General features: G+C 31.8%; 19 protein-coding genes. 16 read left to right on the top strand and 3 right to left on the bottom strand.

All coding sequences use genetic code 11. The features are described from left to right. Window positions 1-161 precede the first annotated feature (161 nt). Genes ACXJH6_RS08305 through flhA form a run of 3 tightly spaced genes read left to right on the top strand, consistent with a single transcriptional unit; the run spans window position 162 to window position 4,442 of the window. Window positions 162-1,805 carry an ABC transporter substrate-binding protein gene (locus ACXJH6_RS08305; protein ID WP_456471291.1) on the top strand — a complete coding sequence of 548 codons (1,644 nt, stop codon included), beginning with the start codon at window positions 162-164 and terminating at the stop codon, window positions 1,803-1,805. Window positions 1,806-1,846: 41 nt separating this feature from the next. Further along, window positions 1,847-2,263 (top strand): RrF2 family transcriptional regulator, encoded by a 417-nt coding sequence (locus ACXJH6_RS08300; RefSeq protein ID WP_456471290.1) that lies wholly within the window; start codon window positions 1,847-1,849, stop codon window positions 2,261-2,263. Next, a complete protein-coding gene (flhA, locus tag ACXJH6_RS08295; protein ID WP_456471292.1) occupies window positions 2,253-4,442 on the top strand; it encodes a flagellar biosynthesis protein FlhA in 2,190 nt (729 codons plus the stop codon). The genes ACXJH6_RS08300 and flhA overlap by 11 nt, the downstream gene beginning before the upstream one ends. Here the strand turns inward: flhA and cmoA are convergent. Further along, complete coding sequence (cmoA, locus tag ACXJH6_RS08290; RefSeq protein ID WP_456471289.1) at window positions 4,432-5,142, bottom strand: carboxy-S-adenosyl-L-methionine synthase CmoA; 711 nt, start codon at window positions 5,140-5,142, stop codon at window positions 4,432-4,434. The genes flhA and cmoA overlap by 11 nt on opposite strands. Window positions 5,143-5,196: 54 nt before the next feature. Between cmoA and ACXJH6_RS08285 the strand changes: the two genes are divergently transcribed. The 4 genes from ACXJH6_RS08285 to ACXJH6_RS08270 all read left to right on the top strand — a co-directional run bounded on the left by ACXJH6_RS08285 (window position 5,197) and on the right by ACXJH6_RS08270 (window position 8,583). Further along, window positions 5,197-6,459 (top strand): O-acetylhomoserine aminocarboxypropyltransferase/cysteine synthase family protein, encoded by a 1,263-nt coding sequence (locus tag ACXJH6_RS08285; RefSeq protein WP_456471288.1) that lies wholly within the window; start codon window positions 5,197-5,199, stop codon window positions 6,457-6,459. Between the two features lie 81 nt (window positions 6,460-6,540). Further along, the gene (metX, locus tag ACXJH6_RS08280) at window positions 6,541-7,659 is read left to right on the top strand and encodes a homoserine O-acetyltransferase MetX (RefSeq protein WP_456471287.1); all 1,119 of its coding nucleotides are present in this window, start codon (window positions 6,541-6,543) and stop codon (window positions 7,657-7,659) included. Beyond that, complete coding sequence (gene xseB, locus ACXJH6_RS08275) at window positions 7,646-7,819, top strand: exodeoxyribonuclease VII small subunit (protein ID WP_456471286.1); 174 nt, start codon at window positions 7,646-7,648, stop codon at window positions 7,817-7,819. Before metX ends, xseB begins: the two co-directional genes overlap by 14 nt. Continuing rightward, window positions 7,816-8,583: a carbon-nitrogen hydrolase family protein gene (locus tag ACXJH6_RS08270; RefSeq protein ID WP_456471285.1), complete on the top strand. Its 768-nt coding sequence runs from the start codon at window positions 7,816-7,818 to the stop codon at window positions 8,581-8,583. The genes xseB and ACXJH6_RS08270 overlap by 4 nt, the downstream gene beginning before the upstream one ends. 39 nt (window positions 8,584-8,622) lie before the next feature. On the opposite strand, the gene ACXJH6_RS08265 is transcribed toward ACXJH6_RS08270, so the two are convergent. Then, window positions 8,623-9,666, bottom strand: coding sequence for a dehypoxanthine futalosine cyclase (locus ACXJH6_RS08265; RefSeq protein WP_456471284.1), 1,044 nt, complete (start codon window positions 9,664-9,666; stop codon window positions 8,623-8,625). Between the two features lie 55 nt (window positions 9,667-9,721). On the opposite strand from ACXJH6_RS08265, the gene ACXJH6_RS08260 reads away from it, so the two are divergent. Genes ACXJH6_RS08260 through ACXJH6_RS08220 form a run of 9 tightly spaced genes read left to right on the top strand, consistent with a single transcriptional unit; the run spans window position 9,722 to window position 18,693 of the window. Continuing rightward, entirely contained in the window at window positions 9,722-10,606 is an 885-nt protein-coding gene (locus ACXJH6_RS08260) for a GGDEF domain-containing protein (protein WP_456471283.1), read from the top strand. Further along, window positions 10,607-11,128 (top strand): CvpA family protein, encoded by a 522-nt coding sequence (locus ACXJH6_RS08255; RefSeq protein WP_456471282.1) that lies wholly within the window; start codon window positions 10,607-10,609, stop codon window positions 11,126-11,128. 18 nt (window positions 11,129-11,146) lie between these two features. Then, window positions 11,147-12,655, top strand: coding sequence for a lysine--tRNA ligase (gene lysS, locus ACXJH6_RS08250; RefSeq protein ID WP_456471281.1), 1,509 nt, complete (start codon window positions 11,147-11,149; stop codon window positions 12,653-12,655). A 15-nt stretch (window positions 12,656-12,670) separates the two neighbouring features. After that, window positions 12,671-13,921 carry a serine hydroxymethyltransferase gene (locus tag ACXJH6_RS08245; RefSeq protein ID WP_456471280.1) on the top strand — a complete coding sequence of 417 codons (1,251 nt, stop codon included), beginning with the start codon at window positions 12,671-12,673 and terminating at the stop codon, window positions 13,919-13,921. 52 nt (window positions 13,922-13,973) lie between these two features. Then, window positions 13,974-14,522, top strand: a complete 549-nt coding sequence (locus ACXJH6_RS08240) for a DUF1882 domain-containing protein (protein WP_456471279.1) — start codon at window positions 13,974-13,976, stop codon at window positions 14,520-14,522. 9 nt (window positions 14,523-14,531) lie between these two features. Continuing rightward, window positions 14,532-15,155 carry an SPOR domain-containing protein gene (locus ACXJH6_RS08235; protein WP_456471278.1) on the top strand — a complete coding sequence of 208 codons (624 nt, stop codon included), beginning with the start codon at window positions 14,532-14,534 and terminating at the stop codon, window positions 15,153-15,155. Next, a complete protein-coding gene (locus ACXJH6_RS08230) occupies window positions 15,155-16,564 on the top strand; it encodes an anthranilate synthase component I family protein (RefSeq protein WP_456471277.1) in 1,410 nt (469 codons plus the stop codon). Before ACXJH6_RS08235 ends, ACXJH6_RS08230 begins: the two co-directional genes overlap by 1 nt. Then, on the top strand, window positions 16,551-17,921 hold the full coding sequence (locus tag ACXJH6_RS08225; RefSeq protein WP_456471276.1) for a chemotaxis protein CheX: 1,371 nt from the start codon (window positions 16,551-16,553) through the stop codon (window positions 17,919-17,921). Before ACXJH6_RS08230 ends, ACXJH6_RS08225 begins: the two co-directional genes overlap by 14 nt. 4 nt (window positions 17,922-17,925) lie before the next feature. Next, entirely contained in the window at window positions 17,926-18,693 is a 768-nt protein-coding gene (locus ACXJH6_RS08220; protein ID WP_456471275.1) for a shikimate dehydrogenase, read from the top strand. On the opposite strand, the gene ACXJH6_RS08215 is transcribed toward ACXJH6_RS08220, so the two are convergent. Next, window positions 18,685-18,925: carboxyvinyltransferase (locus ACXJH6_RS08215; RefSeq protein WP_503417179.1), on the bottom strand; the 241-nt coding region annotated here is incomplete at its 5' end. The two genes, ACXJH6_RS08220 and ACXJH6_RS08215, sit on opposite strands and share 9 nt — an antisense overlap.

The raw sequence follows: 18,925 nt of genomic DNA, 5'->3' as shown, positions 1-18,925 counted from the left end.
TCATTATTTCCGAATTTAGCGATGATTTCTCTTTTTTTCGCCGAATCCAAAGCCATGTTAGCCTCCTGATTGGTAAATTTTGAAATAGAAGTATACATAAGTTTTAAATAAAAAGCAAATATTATGATAAAATTTTAAAATTGATGTCAAAAAGGTGTAAAGTGAAGCACATCTTAATATTTTTATTTTTTGTAGTTTCTCTTTTTGCAAAAAATATTTTGATAATAAACTCTTATTCCGTTAAATTTCAATGGACTAAAACCGAACTTGAAGGTATTTTAAACGGATTAAAAGATAGAAAAGATGTAAAAATTTATATTGAATTTATGGATACGAAAGTTTTTAGACCGACTCCTGAGAGATTCGAAAGTTTTTATACTTATCTAAAAAATAAGTATAAAGGAGTAAAGTTCGATATTATAATAACTACTGATGATAATGCGTTGAATTTTGTAAAAAAATATAAAAATACTTCTCTTTTTAAGGATGCAAAAGTTTTTTTTGCCGGAGTAAACAACCTTAAATTGGCAAAACAGCTTGATAAATCTAAATATGCCGGGGTTTTTGAAAAGAAAGAGCCTTTGGCTAATTATAAATTTATAAAAAAAATTATGCCTGATGTAAAATACATCTATGTTGTGGCTGATAATTCAAATTCGGCTAAGTCGGTAATGAAAGAGTATAAAAAAGCTTTTGAAAAAATAAAGGATGTGAAATTTATCTATATAAATGATAAGAATTTAGAAAATGTTTTAAGAGAACTTAAATTTGCAAAAGATAAGTCGGCTATGATTTTACTTACCCCTTACAGTTTTTATTTAAAAGGCAGTCATATGGATTATGAATATGCTATTGCTTTGATATCTCAATATTTTCCTCATCCCATAGTTATTCATACTGATTTATTGGCCGGTATGGAAGATTCTAATATTGTTGGAGGTAAAGTTACTGACGCACTCTCTCAAGGTAAAGAAGTAGCAAAAAAAGTATTAAAGTATCTAAAAGGTGAATTTATGCAAAATATAGGCTTTACTTTTGAAAAAGCCAATAAAATGTATTTGAATGTTAAAAATCTTGAAAAATTCGGAGTGGATGCTGATGACTTAGATTATAAAGATGCTGTTTTGGTAAATAAACCTCTTACGTTTTATTCTATGTATAAAGAATGGATTATCAGTTTGGCTATTATAATTTTTGGTATTATAAGTATTACTATAATTTTATTAATGAAAAATATTCAGCTTAGAAGATATAATGTAAAAATGAAGGATATGAATAAGTCTTTAGAAAATAAAATAGAAAAAGCAATAGAAGAGATTAAATTAAAAGATAAAGAGTATTTTAATTATAAAAACGATACTTTCAAAAATATTATTCAATCTATTGTTTTTCAATTAAAATACCCTATAGAAGAACTTAGTAAACTAGATATTAAAAATGAAAAGGCAAAAGAGCTTGTTTTTTATTTAAAAGAAAAATTAAATAAATTTAATGATTTATTTAATTCTGAAAAAGAGATTTTTAATATAGAAGAAATTTTAAAAGATTATCCTGTAAATGGTAAAGGTTTTTTTGTTAACGCAAATAAAGAACAGTTAAAAAGGATTATAGAAGATATTATGTCCCTGTGTTCAAAAGCCTATATTATGCTTTATCCTGAAAAAAGAATTATGAAAATTTATCTTGAAGATTATAACCCTGAAGAACTTCAGTTTGTAAGAGGGGTTTTGGAAAATTGGCTTAATGTAGAGGTTTTTTTATATAGGGAGGGAAATATTTTAATTTTTGAAATAAAATTCAATTGAAAAGGGATTATTTTTGTATAATTTTAAAAAAAAGGTGTTTTATGCTTTTTACCAAATCTACCGCATATGCTTTGCAGGCTTTAATTGAGCTTTCTAAATTCGATAAACCTGTAGATGTTAATAAAATTTCTGAATTAACTGAACTTCCTAAACCTTTTTTGGCTAAACTTTTACAAAATCTTTCAAAAAAAGGTTTTATTAAGTCTTTTAAAGGAATTCATGGGGGATTTATGCTTGTTAAAAAACCTGAAGAAATAAAAATAGTTGATGTTTTTAAGTCTCTTGAAGATAAAAATTCTTTGGTTTTTTATTGTTCTTCAGATAAAGAAGAATGTACAAGAGACAGAAGTCAGGTTTGTTCTTTATGGCCTTTTTTTTCAAAAATAGAAGATGAGGTAGCTAAAATTTTGGAAAAATATACGTTAGCTGATGTTATAAGGATAAAAGCTGGTAAATAGATTAAAAAAATCTCTTCGTTTATTAAGTGAAGTTACCGATTTAGGTGTAGTTGCTTTTGTTTTTGCGATTTTATTAATTATAATAGTTCCACTTCCAAGCGGGATACTTGATTTTTTCCTGACTATTTCTTTAGCCGTTGCCGTTTTGATTTTAATGTTATCTTTGTATATTCCAAAACCTACCGATTTTACGACGTTTCCTACAATTATTTTGATTGTCACTCTTTACAGGCTCTCTCTAAACGTAGCTACTACTAGAATGATTTTGAGTAAAGGGTATGAAGGCCCTGATGCTGTTAGTAAAATTATTTCTGCTTTTGGTGAATTCGTTGTAGGTGGAAATTATGTTATAGGGATAATAGTATTTATTATACTTGTAGTTATTAACTTTATGGTAATTACCCAGGGTTCTACAAGGGTAGCGGAAGTTGCTGCTAGATTTACGCTTGACGCTTTGCCTGGTAAACAGATGGCTATTGATGCAGATTTAAACGCCGGGTTAATAGACGAACAGGAAGCAAAAAGACGTCGTGAGGAACTGATAAGGGAAGCCAACTTTTACGGGGCTATGGATGGGGCGAGTAAATTCGTAAAAGGTGATGCTATTGCCGGTATTATTATTACTATCGTAAATATAATCGCCGGATTTTTAATAGGGGTTTTTCAGCACGGTATGGATTTAGCCCAGGCCGCTTCTACTTATACTATTTTAACGGTCGGAGACGGACTTGTAGGACAGATACCGGCTCTTATGGTATCAACCGCTACGGGTATTATTATTACCAGAGCCAGCAAGGATGAGAGTAACTTTGCAGAGGGTGTTATCAAACAGCTTATGAGAGATTATAAAGTTGTTTTGATTGTAGGTACTATTCTTGTATTTATGGCGTTTATTCCCGGATTTCCTACGGGAAGTATGATTTTTGTGGGATTTGTATTTTGGCTTGCCGGATATTTAATGATGGAAACTCAAAAAGGTGTTGACCCTATTGAGGAATTATTGAATAAATTTAGAAAAAAACCTAAAAAGCCGCCTTCTAAAAAAGTTGCTGAAGAAAAAGCAAAAGAAGAACAAAAAGAAAAAGAAGCCGCGAAAAAATCTCCTGAAGAAGCGGCAAAAGAAGAAGAAAAAGTTTTAGAGGATATTTTAAAAGTAGAGCTTTTAGAACTTGATATAGGTTATCAGCTTATAAAAATAGCCGACCCCAACCAGGGAGGGGATTTACTTGACAGAATAAAAGCTATGCGTAAAAAAATAGCGGCTGATTTTGGTTTTTTAGTCCCTCAGATAAGAATTAAGGATAATTTGAATTTAAAACCTACTGAATATCAGATACTTTTAAAAGGAGTTGAAGTAGCAAAAGGAGAGGTGTATCCTGATAAATATTTGGCTATGTCAAGTCCTATGGTTATCGAAGAAGTTGACGGGATAAAAGTAAAAGAACCGGCTTTTGGGATTGATGCCGTATGGATAGACGAAGATAAAAAAGAAGAAGCTCTTATGAACGGTTATACGGTTGTGGACCCTTCTACCGTTATAGTTACGCATATAAGTGAAGTTATTAAAAAATACGCAGAAGAGCTTTTAACCCGTCAGGACGTTCAGGCGCTTCTTGAGAGGGTAAAAAAAGATTTTCCGGCTATTGTGGACGATGCCTTAAAAGTTGCGAATATAGGGCTTATTCAAAGAGTTTTAAAATCCCTTTTACATGAGAAAATACCTATTAAAGATATGATAACCATTCTTGAAACAATTGCGGATATCGCTGAATATACCAAAAATATAGATACTATTGTCGAACATGTAAGAAGCGCTCTTAGCCGGGTTATTACAAAACTTTATGAAAGTGAAGACGGAACCTTAAAACTTATTACATTTGACGCTCCAACAGAACAGTATCTGATGTCGAAACTAAAACAGCAAGGAGAGCAAAAACAGTTTATGCTGACAGTTGCAGAGATGAATAAACTTGTAGAAGAGGTAAATAATGCCGCTCAGGAAGTAGTTTCTCAGGGAATAGCGCCTGTTGTTTTAATAGTGGACCCTCTTATAAGAAAGCCTCTTGCAGAAATTTTGGAAAGATTCGGAGTGGATGTGGTGGTTTTATCTCATGCGGAAATAGACCCGAACGCTAAATTTGAGGTTCTTGGAAGTATAAGTATAAATTTTAATTCTTAAAAGCTATAAACGTGGCAAAATTATTCCATCTGAAAATTACTTCTACTTCGTTAAATCCGACATTTTTTAACATTTCTATATTTTCTTCCATGGTATAAGGAATTAAGACATTTTCTAGTGCTTCTCTTTTTTGAGCTATTTCAAATTCACTGTATCCCATTTTCTTTTTATAATTGTAATAAATGTCAATCATAATTTTATTTAATTTTTTATTTTCGGTAACCAGTTTTTCGCTCATTAAGAATATCCCCTCTTTTTCTAAAGAGTCATAAATTTTTTTAATAAGTTTTTCTCTTTTTAGAGGCCTTATAAACTGTATTGTATAGTTTGCTATAACGGCTTTTGATTGTGAAAAATCATATTGTAAAAAGTCTTCTTCTATAAACGTAATATCCACCCCGAATGCTTTTGCTTTATTTTTAGCTCTTTTTATCATGGCTTTTGAGTTGTCTATACCTATTAAATTTAATTTTTTGTTGCTTTTTTTTGCCAGTTCTATTAAAAAAGTTCCTGTTGAACTGCCTAAATCTACTATTTTATCACCGTTTTTGAGAAAATCTTTTAAAATGTCTATCTGTAAATTTAAGTTTTCCGTATAAAAAGGTACGCTTCTGTTAAGCATATCATCAAATACACTGGCTACTTCTTCGTCAAATTCAAACTGTTTTTTTATGGGTTTTGAGAAAACTTTATCTTTCAACTTCTTCCTTTATGTTATAATTTTTACAAAAATTTTACTATAAAAGGCAATTTAATGAAAGACGCTACCCTGGCTTTGCATTACGGTTATGATAAAGATTTTCAAAAAACAATGCAGGTGCCTATTTATATGACTACGGCTTATGAATATGAAGATACCGATCATGCGGCAAGACTTTTTAATTTAGAAGAAGAGGGGAATATTTATACCAGAATAGGAAATCCCACTACCAGGGTGTTTGAAAAAAGAATAGCTGTTCTTGAGAGGGGGGTTGATGCATTGGCGGCTGCCAGTGGCATGGCGGCTATATTTTATTCTATAGCCAATCTTGTAAAAAGTGGAGACAATATTATAATTTCCACCAAGCTTTACGGGGGGAGTATCACCCTTTCAACCCAGACGCTTAAGCAGTTTGGAATTACGGCAAAATATTTTGACCCTCAAAATCCGCAAACACTTGAAAAGCTTATTGATAAAAATACAAAGGCGATACTTTTTGAAAGCATTGCAAATCCCGCTTTAACAGTGCCTGATTTTGAACAAATAGTAAAAATAGCAAATGAAAAAAGTGTTATAACGATTTGTGACAATACCTTAGCGACTCCTTATGGAGTAAAACCTATTGAAAGAGGAGTGGATATAACGGTTCATAGCGCTACTAAATATATAGGAGGAAACGGAAGTGCCGTTGGAGGATGTATAATAGAAGCGCCTTTTGCCAAAAACAAATTAAAAACGAAAAGGTATGAACACTTTAATACACCCGATAAGAGTTATCACGGACTTGTTTATACGGAAAAATTCGACAATCCTTTTATAGCAAGAGCAAGACTGGCTCTTCTTCGGGATTACGGGGCGGTAATTTCTCCTTTTAATTCATGGCTTTTAATAAACGGGCTTGAGACTCTTCATTTAAGAATTGAAAGGCACTCAAACTCTGCGCTTAAAGTGGCTGAATTTTTAAATAAACATCCAAAAGTCAAAAAAGTTAATTATCCTTTTTTAGAAAATGACGAAAATTATAAAATGGCAAAAAAATATTTAAAATATGCGGGAGGAATTTTGAGTTTTGAACTTGAAAGTTATGAAGAAGCCAAAAAATTTATAAAAAATCTTACAATTTTTTCTTTAGTTACCAATATAGCCGACAGTAAATCTTTGGCAACCCATCCGGCAAGCACCACCCATCAGCAGTTGAGCAGGGAAGAACTCAAAGCGGCCGGTGTCCCGGAAGGGCTTATAAGGCTTAGTATAGGTTTGGAAGATGTTGAGGATTTAATAAAAGATTTGGAGGAGGCGTTTGAAAAAATCGGTTAATCAGATATTTATTTTTGTGAACCCAAACCTTTAGAAGAAATCGTTAAAAATTGATAAAATTGCATTAAAAAAAAGGGAAATATGAAAATTGAGACTAAAATAGCCAAGTTTACAAAACCGCTTTATCTTGAAAGCGGAAGAATTTTAGAACCTTGGCAGATTATATATGAAACATACGGCGAGCTTAATGAAACAAAAGATAACGTAATATTAATAACACATGCCCTCTCAGGTTCCCATCATGCCGCAGGAAAATATGAAGGAGACAGGAAACCGGGCTGGTGGGATTCTCTTATAGGTGACGGAAAGGCTATAGATACTAAAAAATATTTTGTAATAGCTACTAATGTTATTGGCAGCTGTTTTGGTTCAACCGGTCCTATGAGTCCTATATATCCGGGAAGTAACGAAAGATATAGACTTAAATTTCCGGTAATTACTATAAAAGATATGGTAAAAGCCCAGAAAATTTTGCTTGATTCATTGGGTATAAAAAAATTAAAAGCGGTAATCGGTGGAAGTATGGGAGGTATGCAGGCTCTAAGGCTTGCCGTGGATTACCCAGGATTTGCTAAATATGTTATTCCTATAGCGACAACTTATCAGACAAAACCTTATGTTATTGCCATAAATAAAGCTATGATAGAGGCTATTAGAGCCGATAGTGAATTTAAAAACGGAAACTATGACCCGGAAATCATAAAAGAAAAGGGTTTAAAAGGGCTTGCGGCTGCTAGGATGATAGGGTATTTAAATTATATTTCTCCTGCAACATTTGAGAAGAAATTTGGCCGGGAATATGTAAAGACCGACGGTATGTTTGAGCTTTTTGGCAGATTTCAGGTTGAATCTTATCTGGAATATAACGGGGCGAATTTTCCTAAATGGTTTGACCCTTTAAGTTATATATATCTTTTAAAAGCCATTTCTCTTTTTGATATAAGCAGAGGATTTAATTCTTTGGAAGAAGCTTTTAAAGAAATTAAAGATAAACTTTTTTTAATAAGTTTTAGCGGAGATACTCTTTTTTTCCCGCAGGAGATGAGAGATATAAAAAAATATATGGATAAAGCGGGAGGTCGGTGTCAGTATTATGAAATTGACAGTGATTATGGGCATGACAGTTTTTTGGTTGAAACGGAAAAATTTGATTTTTTAATCAGTGATATATTAAAAGGAGATTTGGATGCAAGATTTTGAAAAAAAACTAGAAGAAGCAAAAAAACTTCTTGAAAAACTAAACGACCCGGAAATAACTCTTTATGAAGCTATGGAGTTTTATAAAAAAGGGGTTAAGCTGTTAGAGGAAGCCTCTAAAATGATAGAAGAGGCAAAACTTGTTTTTAAAGAGATTAAATGAAAATAGCTATTTATCAGGCAGATTCACTTCCTTATGATAAAGCCAGGCTTAACTATTTTTTAGCCCAGGCAAGAAAAGAGAAAGTTAAACTTTTTATTCTTCCCGAATATACTTTGAACAGATTTTTTAAAGAACTTGAAAAAATGCCGCTTTCTTTTATAAAAAATCAAACCTCACATCAGATAAAGTTATTAAAAAGACTCTCAAACGATATAACCTTGCTTGCTCCTTTAGTTGTAGTAAAAGGAAACAAAAAATATAAAGTTATAGGTAAGTTCTTTAAAGGAAGTGTCAGATATTATTATTCACAACTTTTTATGCCTTATTCCCATTGGAATGAAAATAAATTTTTTGAAAAAAAAGAGAATAAACCTTTGGTTTTTAGTATAGGCAAGTATAGAATAGGGGCTATGTTTGGATTTGAAGCTCATTTTGACAGATTTTGGGAATATTTTAGAGATAAAAATGTAGATTTTGTAGCAGTAATAGGTACGGGTACTTTTAACTCTCATCAGAGATGGTTTGAAATGCTAAAAATAAGGGCTTTTTTAAATAATATGTATGTATGCAGGGTTAACCGTGTTGGGAGTTTCAAAGACTGGGAGTTTTACGGAAAAAGTTTTGTAATAGACCCTGAGGGTGAAAAAATCTTAATGCTCGGTTCTCAAGAAGAGCTTGGTATTTTTAAAATTGATAAAGAAGTTGTTAAGGAAGCTAAAAAAGAGTGGAAGTTTAGAAAACTTTCAAAAGAGATTAATTTTTAACACTGACTAAATGTACTTTATTTAGTCAGTGTATTGTTTTTAATATATTTCTAAAATTTCATAAGCGGTATTTCTTTTAGCCGGAATTTCTCCAACATCTTTTATTAATCTTATCATTTCTTTTTGATTCATTTTGTTTTGAGCACCGGCACTTCTTACTACGTTTTCTTCCATCATCGTAGAACCTAAATCGTTTGCCCCGTATAAAAGAGCCATTTGACCGATGTAGCTGCCTTGGGTTACCCATGAGCTTTGTATATTTTTAAAATTATCCAAAAACAGTCTGCTAACCGCTAAATATCTTAGATATCTGTTTGACGAAGTTTTATGTGTAACAATTCCTTCTTTCATTAAGGCCGTATTGTACGGTTGAAACGACCACATAATAAAAGCCCTAAACCCTCCTGTTTCATCTTGAAGGCGTCTGATTTTTTCCCAGTGTTCCACTACTTCTTCAATAGTCTCTACGGTTCCAAACATCATAGTAGCTGTTGAATTCAAACCGATTTCGTGAGCTGTTTTATGAATTTCAAGCCATCTATCAGAACTTATTTTTTTTGGAGCTATAATATCTCTTACCCTGTCGCTTAATATTTCAGCACCGGCTCCCGGAATTGAACTGAGACCTTTTTCCTTGAGTCTTATTAATACTTCTTTTATAGAAATTTTTGATATTTTGGCAATATAGTCAATTTCAGGTGCGCTAAATCCATGAATGGTAATTTGCGGATATTTCTTATGAATATGTTCTACAAGATTTTCATAAAAATCTATTTGTAAATTTGGATGGACTCCTCCTTGAAAAAGTATCTGCGTACCGCCTATTTCTAAAAGTTCTTCTATTTTTTTGTCTATTTCCTCAAAACTTAAAATATAAGCGTCTTTATCTTTTTTATGTCTGTAAAAAGCGCAGAATTTACAATCAACCCAACAGGTATTGGTATAATTTATATTTCTATCTACGATAAAAGTGGTTATTTTTTTTGGATGAAGTTCTCTTTTTTTCTTAAGAGCCATTTTTCCAAGGGATATCAAATCTTCGTTTTTTATTAAATCTATAGCTTCTTTTTTCGTTATTCTCAATTTTTCTCCTTAGATTTAGTATAATTTTATAAATAATATCATAAAAGGTCTGTTGATGGAAGAATTGATTAAAGAGATTTCACAAAAAACATTGGAAGAATTGGAAAAAGCAGGAAAAGCTCCGTATCCGTTATATTACAAAGAAGTTTTTAATTCTATTGTCGGTGAAAAAAAACTTCTTGAGAGTATAAACCCTAAGCTGCTATGTCTAAATAACCCTAATGAAAAGATTTTGACGTTAACAAAAAATACAATTGAGACTATTGCATCTACATCTCAGGAGATAAAAAAAGAGTCAAAAGAGGTAATAGAAGAGGTTGATTTGACTGACAGTGAGGAAGTTAAAGAGCTTGTGTTTAAATTCAGCAGCAGTTTAATAGATAAAATAAACAAAATGGAAGAGAAAATAAAGACTCTTGAGAGTGAGCTAAATAAAGCTTATAAAGACCTTCTTATAGACCCTCTTACAAAAGCCTATAACAGAAAAGCGCTTGAGAATGATTTAAATAAGATTTTGGAACAGGGAAAAGATAAAGATTTAGATTTGATTATTGCTATGATAGATTTAGATGATTTTAAAAATGTTAACGATACTTACGGTCATTTAGTTGGAGATTTTGTATTAATAAAACTTACTGGTATAATAAAAACTATTATAAGAAGCACTGATAAAATATACAGATACGGAGGCGATGAATTCGTTATAGTTTTCAACAGGGCCGATTTGCAAAACGTTAAGAAAATTATAGAAAAGATAGTTCAAAAAATTTCTAAAATAGCCTTAAAGTATAAAGATAATATTATTCATATGACGGTATCTGTGGGAATAGCAAAACATAAAAAAGGAGATACTATAGAAACTTTAATAAAAAGGGCGGACGAGGCTCTTTACAAAACAAAACAGGATAATAAAAACGGTTTTTTTATAAGTGAGGAATAAATGAATATTTTGGATGCTGTAATTATAGGTATTACTTTAATTCTTGGAATAAAAGGATTTTTTAACGGAATAATAAAAGAAATATCCGGGCTTATAGGGATAATAGGAGGTCTTATTGCCGCTTCAAAATATCATCATCAGGCAGGTAGTTATATTAATAGTTATATTTTTAAAATACCTAATCCTTCAGCTATCGATTTGGTGGGTTTTATAGCCGTGTTTGTTGGGGTGTGGCTTTTTGTCGTGTTTATAGGATTTTTATTTAGTAAAATTTTAAAGATATCCGCTCTTGGAGGTCTTGATAAAATTTTGGGATTTTTATTTGGAAGTTTAAAGTTTTTTTTGCTGATTTCCGTAATTATTGTATTGCTTTATCAAGTTGTTTTTATCAGAGAAGATGTTAAAAAATATGTTCGAAACAGTTTTATGTTTCCTGTGATGTTAAAAGTTGGAGATGGAATTATGAATATAACTTCTAAAGATTTAGAAAAATTTTCTAAAAATGCTAAAATTTTAAATTAAAACCTTAAAAGGAGATAAATGTTTTCTAACGAATATGTAAAACAAAGAATGGCTAAAGCCGAGAAATTAAAAGAAGAAGGCTTTAATCCGTATGACCACAATTCAAAAAGAAATACGAAAATAGCCGAATTTTTAGAAAAAAACAAAGATGTTTTAGAACTTGAAAATAGAAGAGATGAAAATAGAAAATTTACGGTAGCGGGGCGTGTTAAGTTTTTAAGACTTATGGGGAAAGCCGCGTTTTTTAAAATTGAAGATGAAACCGGAATGCTGCAGGTTTATATGAGTAAAAATGATTTGGGCGATAAATTTAATTTACTTAAAAAAACGCTTGAAGTTGGTGATATTGTAGAAGTTAGCGGGTATCCTTTTGTTACAAAAACCGGGGAGCTTTCTATTCACGCCGATGATGTAAGAATTCTTACAAAAGCCGTTCACCCGCTTCCTGAAAAATTCCACGGACTTCAGGATGTCGAAGCTAAATACCGCCAGAGATATCTGGATATGATAATGAATAAAGATACTCGTGAGAGATTCAAATTAAGAAGTCAAATTGTAAGTCTTGTTAGGGAATTTTTTTTAAAAAAAGGATTTTTAGAAGTTGAGACTCCTATGCTTCATACCGTAGTAGGAGGGGCAAACGCCAGACCTTTTATGACTCATCATAATGCTTTAGATATTGATATGAACCTTAGAATTGCACCGGAACTTTTTTTAAAAAGACTGATTGTCGGTGGTTTTGAAGCTGTGTTTGAGCTTAACAGAAACTTTAGAAACGAAGGAATTGATCATACTCACAATCCTGAATTTACCATGATAGAATTTTATTGGGCTTATCATACTGTGGAAGATTTAATGAAATTGACTCGTGAGCTGTTTGATTATCTGTTTGAGAGATTAAATCTTCCAAAAAAACTTCAGTATGGAGATATAGTAATAGATTTTGATGATTGGAAAACAATTACTTATAAAGACGCTTTGGTTAAAATCGGGAATATTCCCGAAGAAATTTTAGAAGATGTTGATGCTATGAAAAAATATTTAAAAGACCGCGGAGTAGAGCTTGATGAGCATATTGATAGTAAAGGCAAACTTTGGGCAGAACTTTTTGACGAATTTGTAGAAAGCAAACTTATTAACCCTACGTTTGTAACGGAATTTCCTATTGAAATTTCTCCGCTTGCTAGAAGAAGCGATAAAAATCCTGAATTTGCGGAAAGATTTGAATTGTTTATTGCAGGACGTGAAATTGCAAACGGATTTAACGAATTAAATGACCCGCTTGACCAGTATGAAAGATTTAAAGCTCAGCTAGAAGCTAAGGCAAAAGGTGATGAGGAAGGTATGGATATGGATTATGATTATATCCGCGCACTTCAATACGGAATGCCGCCGACTGCCGGTGAAGGTATAGGAATTGACAGGCTTGTAATGCTTTTAACCAATTCACATTCTATTAAAGATGTGATATTATTTCCAACTATGAAACCTAAAAAAGAGATTAAAGATAAAGACGATATAAAATAAATAAAAGGAGATATTATGAGTTTATTAAAAAATTATGACGCTGATGTTTATTCGATAATAGAAAAAGAACTTGAAAGACAGACAAATCATTTGGAAATGATTGCAAGTGAAAACTTTACTCTTCCTGAAGTTATGGAAGCTATGGGAAGCGTGTTTACGAATAAATACGCTGAAGGATATCCTGGAAAAAGATATTACGGCGGATGTGAATATGCCGATATGATAGAGCAATTAGCTATTGACAGGGCAAAAGCTCTTTTTGGATGTGAGTATGCAAACGTTCAGCCGCATTCCGGGAGTCAGGCTAACGGTGCCGTATATGTGGCTTTAATGAAGCCACTTGAAAAACTTCTTGGAATGGATTTAAGCAACGGAGGACATTTAACTCACGGAGCAAAAGTTAATTTTTCAGGAAAGCATTATCACTCATTTTCTTATGGAATTGACGAAAAAACAGGTAGAATAGATTATGACAGAGTAAGAGATATTGCAAAAATCGTAAAACCAAAAATGATTGTATGTGGTGCGAGTGCTTATCCAAGAGAAATTGATTTTGCTAAATTTAAAGAAATCGCCGATGAAGTGGGTGCTATTTTAATGGCGGATGTTGCTCATATTGCAGGACTTGTAGTAGCAGGAGAGCATCCAAATCCTTTCCCTCACTGCGATGTTGTAACAACTACAACTCATAAAACCCTAAGGGGGCCTAGAGGCGGACTTATTCTTACAAACAACGAAGAGTATGCTAAAAAAATCAACAGCGCGATTTTCCCGGGAATTCAAGGCGGTCCGCTTGTACATGTTATTGCGGCAAAAGCTGTCGGATTTAAAATGAATCTTGAAAAATCTTGGAAAGAATATGCAAAACAGGTAAAAGCAAACGCTAGAGTACTTGCGGAAGTATTAATGGAAAGAGGATATGATTTGGTAAGCGGGGGTACGGACAATCATCTTGTATTGGTAAGTTTTCTAAATAAAGAATTTAGCGGTAAAGAAGCTGAAGAAGCGCTAGGAAGAGCCGGAATTACTGTAAATAAAAATACAGTTCCGGGTGAAAAAAGAAGTCCTTTTGTAACTTCTGGTATCAGAATAGGAAGTCCGGCACTTACTGCAAGAGGTATGAAAGAAGAAGAATTTAAATTTATCGCAAACAAAATTGCCGATGTTCTTGATGATATTTATAATCTTGAGCTTCAAGAAAAAGTGGCTCAGGAATTAAAAGAACTGGCTAGCAAATTCGTAATTTACGATAGACCTACTTACTGATTTTTCCCTTTTTGGGAACTTTAAGAAAAAATAAAAAAGGAGAAGAGGAAAAATGGCTTATAATGTGGATATTTCTATGATAAAAATGAATAGAGATTATTATTTTGAATATAAAGGCACTATTGTAAATAAATTAGTTTATAAGGGAAGAACTTTTTTTGATAAATATGAAAAGATAGAAAAACCTTTAACGCTTCAGGTGATGAATGAACATATAGAAAGAAAAAAAATAATAGCTCATGATTTAATTAACAGAAGAAGAAATATTGTAGAAAATATAGTTTTTGATTATAACGGGCGTGACCCTGAAAGATTTTGGAACAGGGCGAATTTACTTTTAAGAGAGGAAGGTTTTTTGAATTTTACGGCATATAACTCTAAAACCCCGGGACATCTGCATTTATATATTCATAAAGGACATACTACTTTAAATGAGGCAATCCAGATTGGAAAAGCTCTTTCTATGAAATTGGCAACCCGTTTACCAAAGCAGTGGAGGGTTTTTCCAACTGACGAGTTGCCGCCTGAATTTAATATCTTGAATTTACCATATGGTTTATTTAAAAAAGAAAGAGGTGCGAGTTGGGCAAAACATATGTAAGGAGACAGAATGAAAAATGATGATTTATTAAATATAGAACCTAAAAAAGATATGAAAAAACCGCTGGTGTACGGGGCAGGGGCTTTTTTGGTATTTGTTATTATTATAATAGGTGTTGCGATTTATCAAAATTCTTCTTCAAAAGAAAATAATGAAATAATTCCTCCTGAAGAAAAAGTAGTGCAAACGCAGACTCAAACGGAATTTAAACCTTTACCTGTTGAGGAAAAACCTGCTCAAACACCTGCTATTGATACTAAAAAACTTATAGAAGAGCCTGAAAGGCAAGAAAAACCTCAGGTGATAAGAGTTGAAGAGCCTAAAAAAGAAATAAAAAAAGAGACTCAAAAACCAAAAGAAACTTCTGTAAAACAGGTAAGCGGAGAAAAGAATTATTATATCCAGGTTGCCGCTCTTTTAAGAAATACAAAACCTAATAAAAAATTTTTGGATTTGATAAAAAAAGAGGGGTTTGATTATAAACTTTATAAAACGTATATTGTTAAAAACGGTCAAAAAATATCTGTGACAAAAGTGTTAATAGGACCTTTTACAAAAGAAGAAGCAAAAAAATATTTGCCAAAAATAAGAAAAAACATTACTCAAACGGCGTTTATCTTTAAGGCTAAATAATGGTTTGGGATAAATTTTTAGTAGATGAGTTTAGTGTAATCGCTGTTTATAATAAAATAAAATCTCTTTTTCCAAAAGAGAGGCTTTTTTTGCTTGAAAGCGTCATTAATAATGAAGACGGTAATTACTCTTTTATTTTTATAGGGGAAAAAGAAAAAATAGAGTATAAAAACTATAAAACTAAATATTTTGACGGAAAAGAAGAAAAAATTATTGATTCCGACCCTTTTACGTTTATGAAAGAATATTATTCTAAAATAGATAAAGAAAAATACAAAAAGCTTTCTAAAGAGCTTAAAATAGGTTTTGTCGACGGTTTTGTAGGATATATCGGTTATGATATGGTAAAAGTGTTTGAGCCTGTTTTACAGCCTGTTATGGATTCTTTAAAAGATGAAACGGATATTCCTGATTTTTATATGATAAGACCCAAAATCATTATAGGTTTTTCTCATAAATTTTCCGAAATGACAGTAATTATTAATGATTTAAAATATGAAAAATATCTTTATATTATAAGAGATTTAATAAACTCTACATATAAACACCAGCCTCTAAAACCGGTAAAACTTTTAAATGAGCCTAAATTTGTTTTCAGCAAGGAAAAATTTTTTGAAATGGTAAGAAGGGCAAAAGAAAACATTAAAGCCGGTGATGTTTTTCAGATAGTTCTTTCCAACAGACTTAAAGTAAAAGCTATTGTAGATAGACTCTCTTTTTATAGAAAATTAAGAAGTAAAAATCCGTCTCCTTATTTATATTATTTAGATATAGATGATTTTGCAATTATAGGCAGTTCTCCTGAAATTATGGTGAGACTTACAGATGACCTTATTTTATTAAGGCCTATAGCTGGTACAAGAAAAAGAGGTGAAAGTTTAAAAAAAGACTTGGAATTAGAACAGGAGATGATAAACGACCCTAAAGAAGTTGCCGAACATATAATGCTAGTAGACCTTGGAAGAAATGATGTAGGGCGTGTGGCAAGGCCCGGCAGTGTAAAAGTAGAGGAGCTTATGAGGGTTGAGAGATATTCTCATGTTATGCATATGGTAAGCGATGTGGTGGGAGAAATTGAGAATGGATATGATATGTTTGATTTATTTAAAGCTACTTTTACCGCAGGAACCATGACGGGTGCTCCAAAAATAAAAGCTATGGAACTTATTGCCAAATATGAAGGCTTAAAAAGAGGATATTATGCAGGGAGTATTGGATATTTTGGGTTTGATGGAAATATGGACAGTGCTATTACCATAAGAACAGCCCTTATAAAAGGAGATGAAATTATTTTTCAAGCGGGAGCTGGAATTGTTGCCGATAGTAAGCCGGAGCTTGAATATAAAGAGGTCGAAAATAAGCTAAAAGCTTTGGTTTCTACGTTAAAGGAATTAAATGCCGGTAGTTAGAATATTTGGGGCTAAAAGGGTATATTACAGGCCTCAGGGTTTTTTGGATTCCCAAACAGTTAATAAAATTATAACCCATGCTGATATATCCTTAATGGAACAGAAAAAAATCAAATATGTCAGTATCGATTTTTCAAAGATAATAAGCGCAAATAAGAATGCTATAAGATTTTTAAACGAAATATGCAAGGTATTGTATAAAAAAAATATAGAAAGCTGTATGTTTAATGCTAATACAAATGTTTTGAATATATTATCCAATTTAAAAGACTGTTATTTTAATTATTTTGAAAATAAAGAAGTTGAAAAAGTGTTTTGCGATGATGATTTTAGATACGAAAAGGATATCTATATATGTTGTATTAAAGACGAACAAAATAAAAATATGCTTATATATAATTTAATAAAAAAAGGTTATTCCCCAAAAGTTATAGATTCAGAGAGTGAAGTACAAGAGGGGCTTATTATAAAAAACTCTTTTATATCGAAAATTTCAAACAAAGTAGGAGCGGTAGTTAAAAACGGTATAGTTTACTTCTTTTTTGACGGATTTTTAGACGCCAATTTACATAGTATGTTTGATTTAGAATATTTTAGTAGAAATCTTTTAATAGGATTTAAAGTTTTTATTTTTGATATGAATAAAGTTAAAGGAATGAATGTTCATGCCGTTAGATTTTTAAGCAAATTAGGTGTAGAGGCAGCTGAATACGGAGCTCTTCTTGCTATTATAGGGCTTGAGAAAAATTATGTTCGGCTTGTGCTTATAAAAGAGCTTGAAGATATGGGATATGTGTTTTTTGCAAGTGAAGCTGATTTTTTAAATTCCCCTATTTATCAAGAAGCTGTTAATAGTAGTGAGATGATTTACAAACGTTCTAAAAATATTACAAAAGATTATGTAAAATTACTTCCTTTTTTTGTTAACGCCACTATTTCTACAGTGGAACTTATGACGGGAGTAAAGGCTAAAAAAGAGCCGCCTAACATAAAAGAAGTCAATATTGATACGAATAGAAATGACTGGGTTGCAAGTTCCATAGGTTTTTACGGAGATTTGGACGGAGCTTTGATTTTAATTTTTACTGAAAAACTTTCTAAAAGAATAAGTAAAATTCTTCTTGGAGAAGAGTTTAAAAATAAAGAAAAGTTGGTGGATATGATAGGGGAATTTGCAAATATTATTGTAGGTAATGTTAAAATAGAACTCAGTAAACATGATGTAAAAATTAATCTTACTCTTCCAAAGGTGTTTGATAAAGTGCAGGACTTGCAAAATATTGTTGTTAACAGAAAAGGGATAGAAGTTAAATTTTATTTTGAGGGAGAAGAATTTTATTTTTATTTAATAAGGTGAAATTATGTTTTTGATTTTTGGAAATCCGGTATCCCACAGTAAATCGCCTCTTATGCATAACTATTTTTTTAAAAAAGAGGAAATAAACGAATGTTACGGCAGATATTGCCTGGAAGACGGTTCTAAAATTATTGAAAAATTTAAAGAGCTAAAAATAAAAGGCGCTAATGTTACTGTACCGCATAAAGAATGGGCATATAAGCTTGCAGATGAGGTTAGGGGAATTGCCAAAGAAATAGGAGCTGTTAATACGCTTGTAAAAGAGGGAGAAAAGATTATCGGATATAATACGGATGCTCTCGGGTTTTTAGAAGCTATTAAAGAGTTTGAATATAAAAAGCCTCTCATAATAGGGGCCGGCGGAACCGCTAAAGCACTAAGCCTTGTGTTACCTGAATCCGATATTTTAAACCGCTCTAAAAACAGATTGGAATATTTTAAAAAAAAGGCTAAAAATACTTTTACATGGGATGATATAGATAAATTTGATTACGATTTAATTATAAATACGACTTCTGCTGGACTTAATGATGAAAATCTTCCAGCCCCTGAAGAGATAATGAATAAGCTTTTTTCAAATGCAAAATATGCCGTTGATGTAATATATGGAAAAGAGACCCCTTTTTTAAAAAAAGCAAAAGAGTTTAACCTAAAAATAAAAAGCGGACTTGATATGCTTGTATATCAGGGAGTTTTGGCAATGGAGTTGTTTTTGGGCAAAAAACTTGAGAGGGAAAAAGTGGCTAAGCTTTATTTTGAAATATTAAGGTAGGGGTTCTTCTTTTAATTCCATTTTAGCTCCGAGACTTTTAAATTTATCTAGTAAGTTTTCATATCCTCTGAATAAATGATAAATTCTGTGAACTTTTGTTTCTTTTTTTGCTATTAAGCCTGCTAATACCAAAGCACTGCTTGCTCTAAGGTCTGTGGCCATAACATCGGCTCCATAAAGTTTTGTAGGTCCGTAAACAGTAGCTATTTTTCCCTGGATTTTTATATTGGCT

Source organism: Caminibacter sp. (assembly GCF_053999135.1).
Note: the sequence above shows the minus strand (reverse complement) of the source record. Positions and strands in the feature narration are given on the sequence as shown.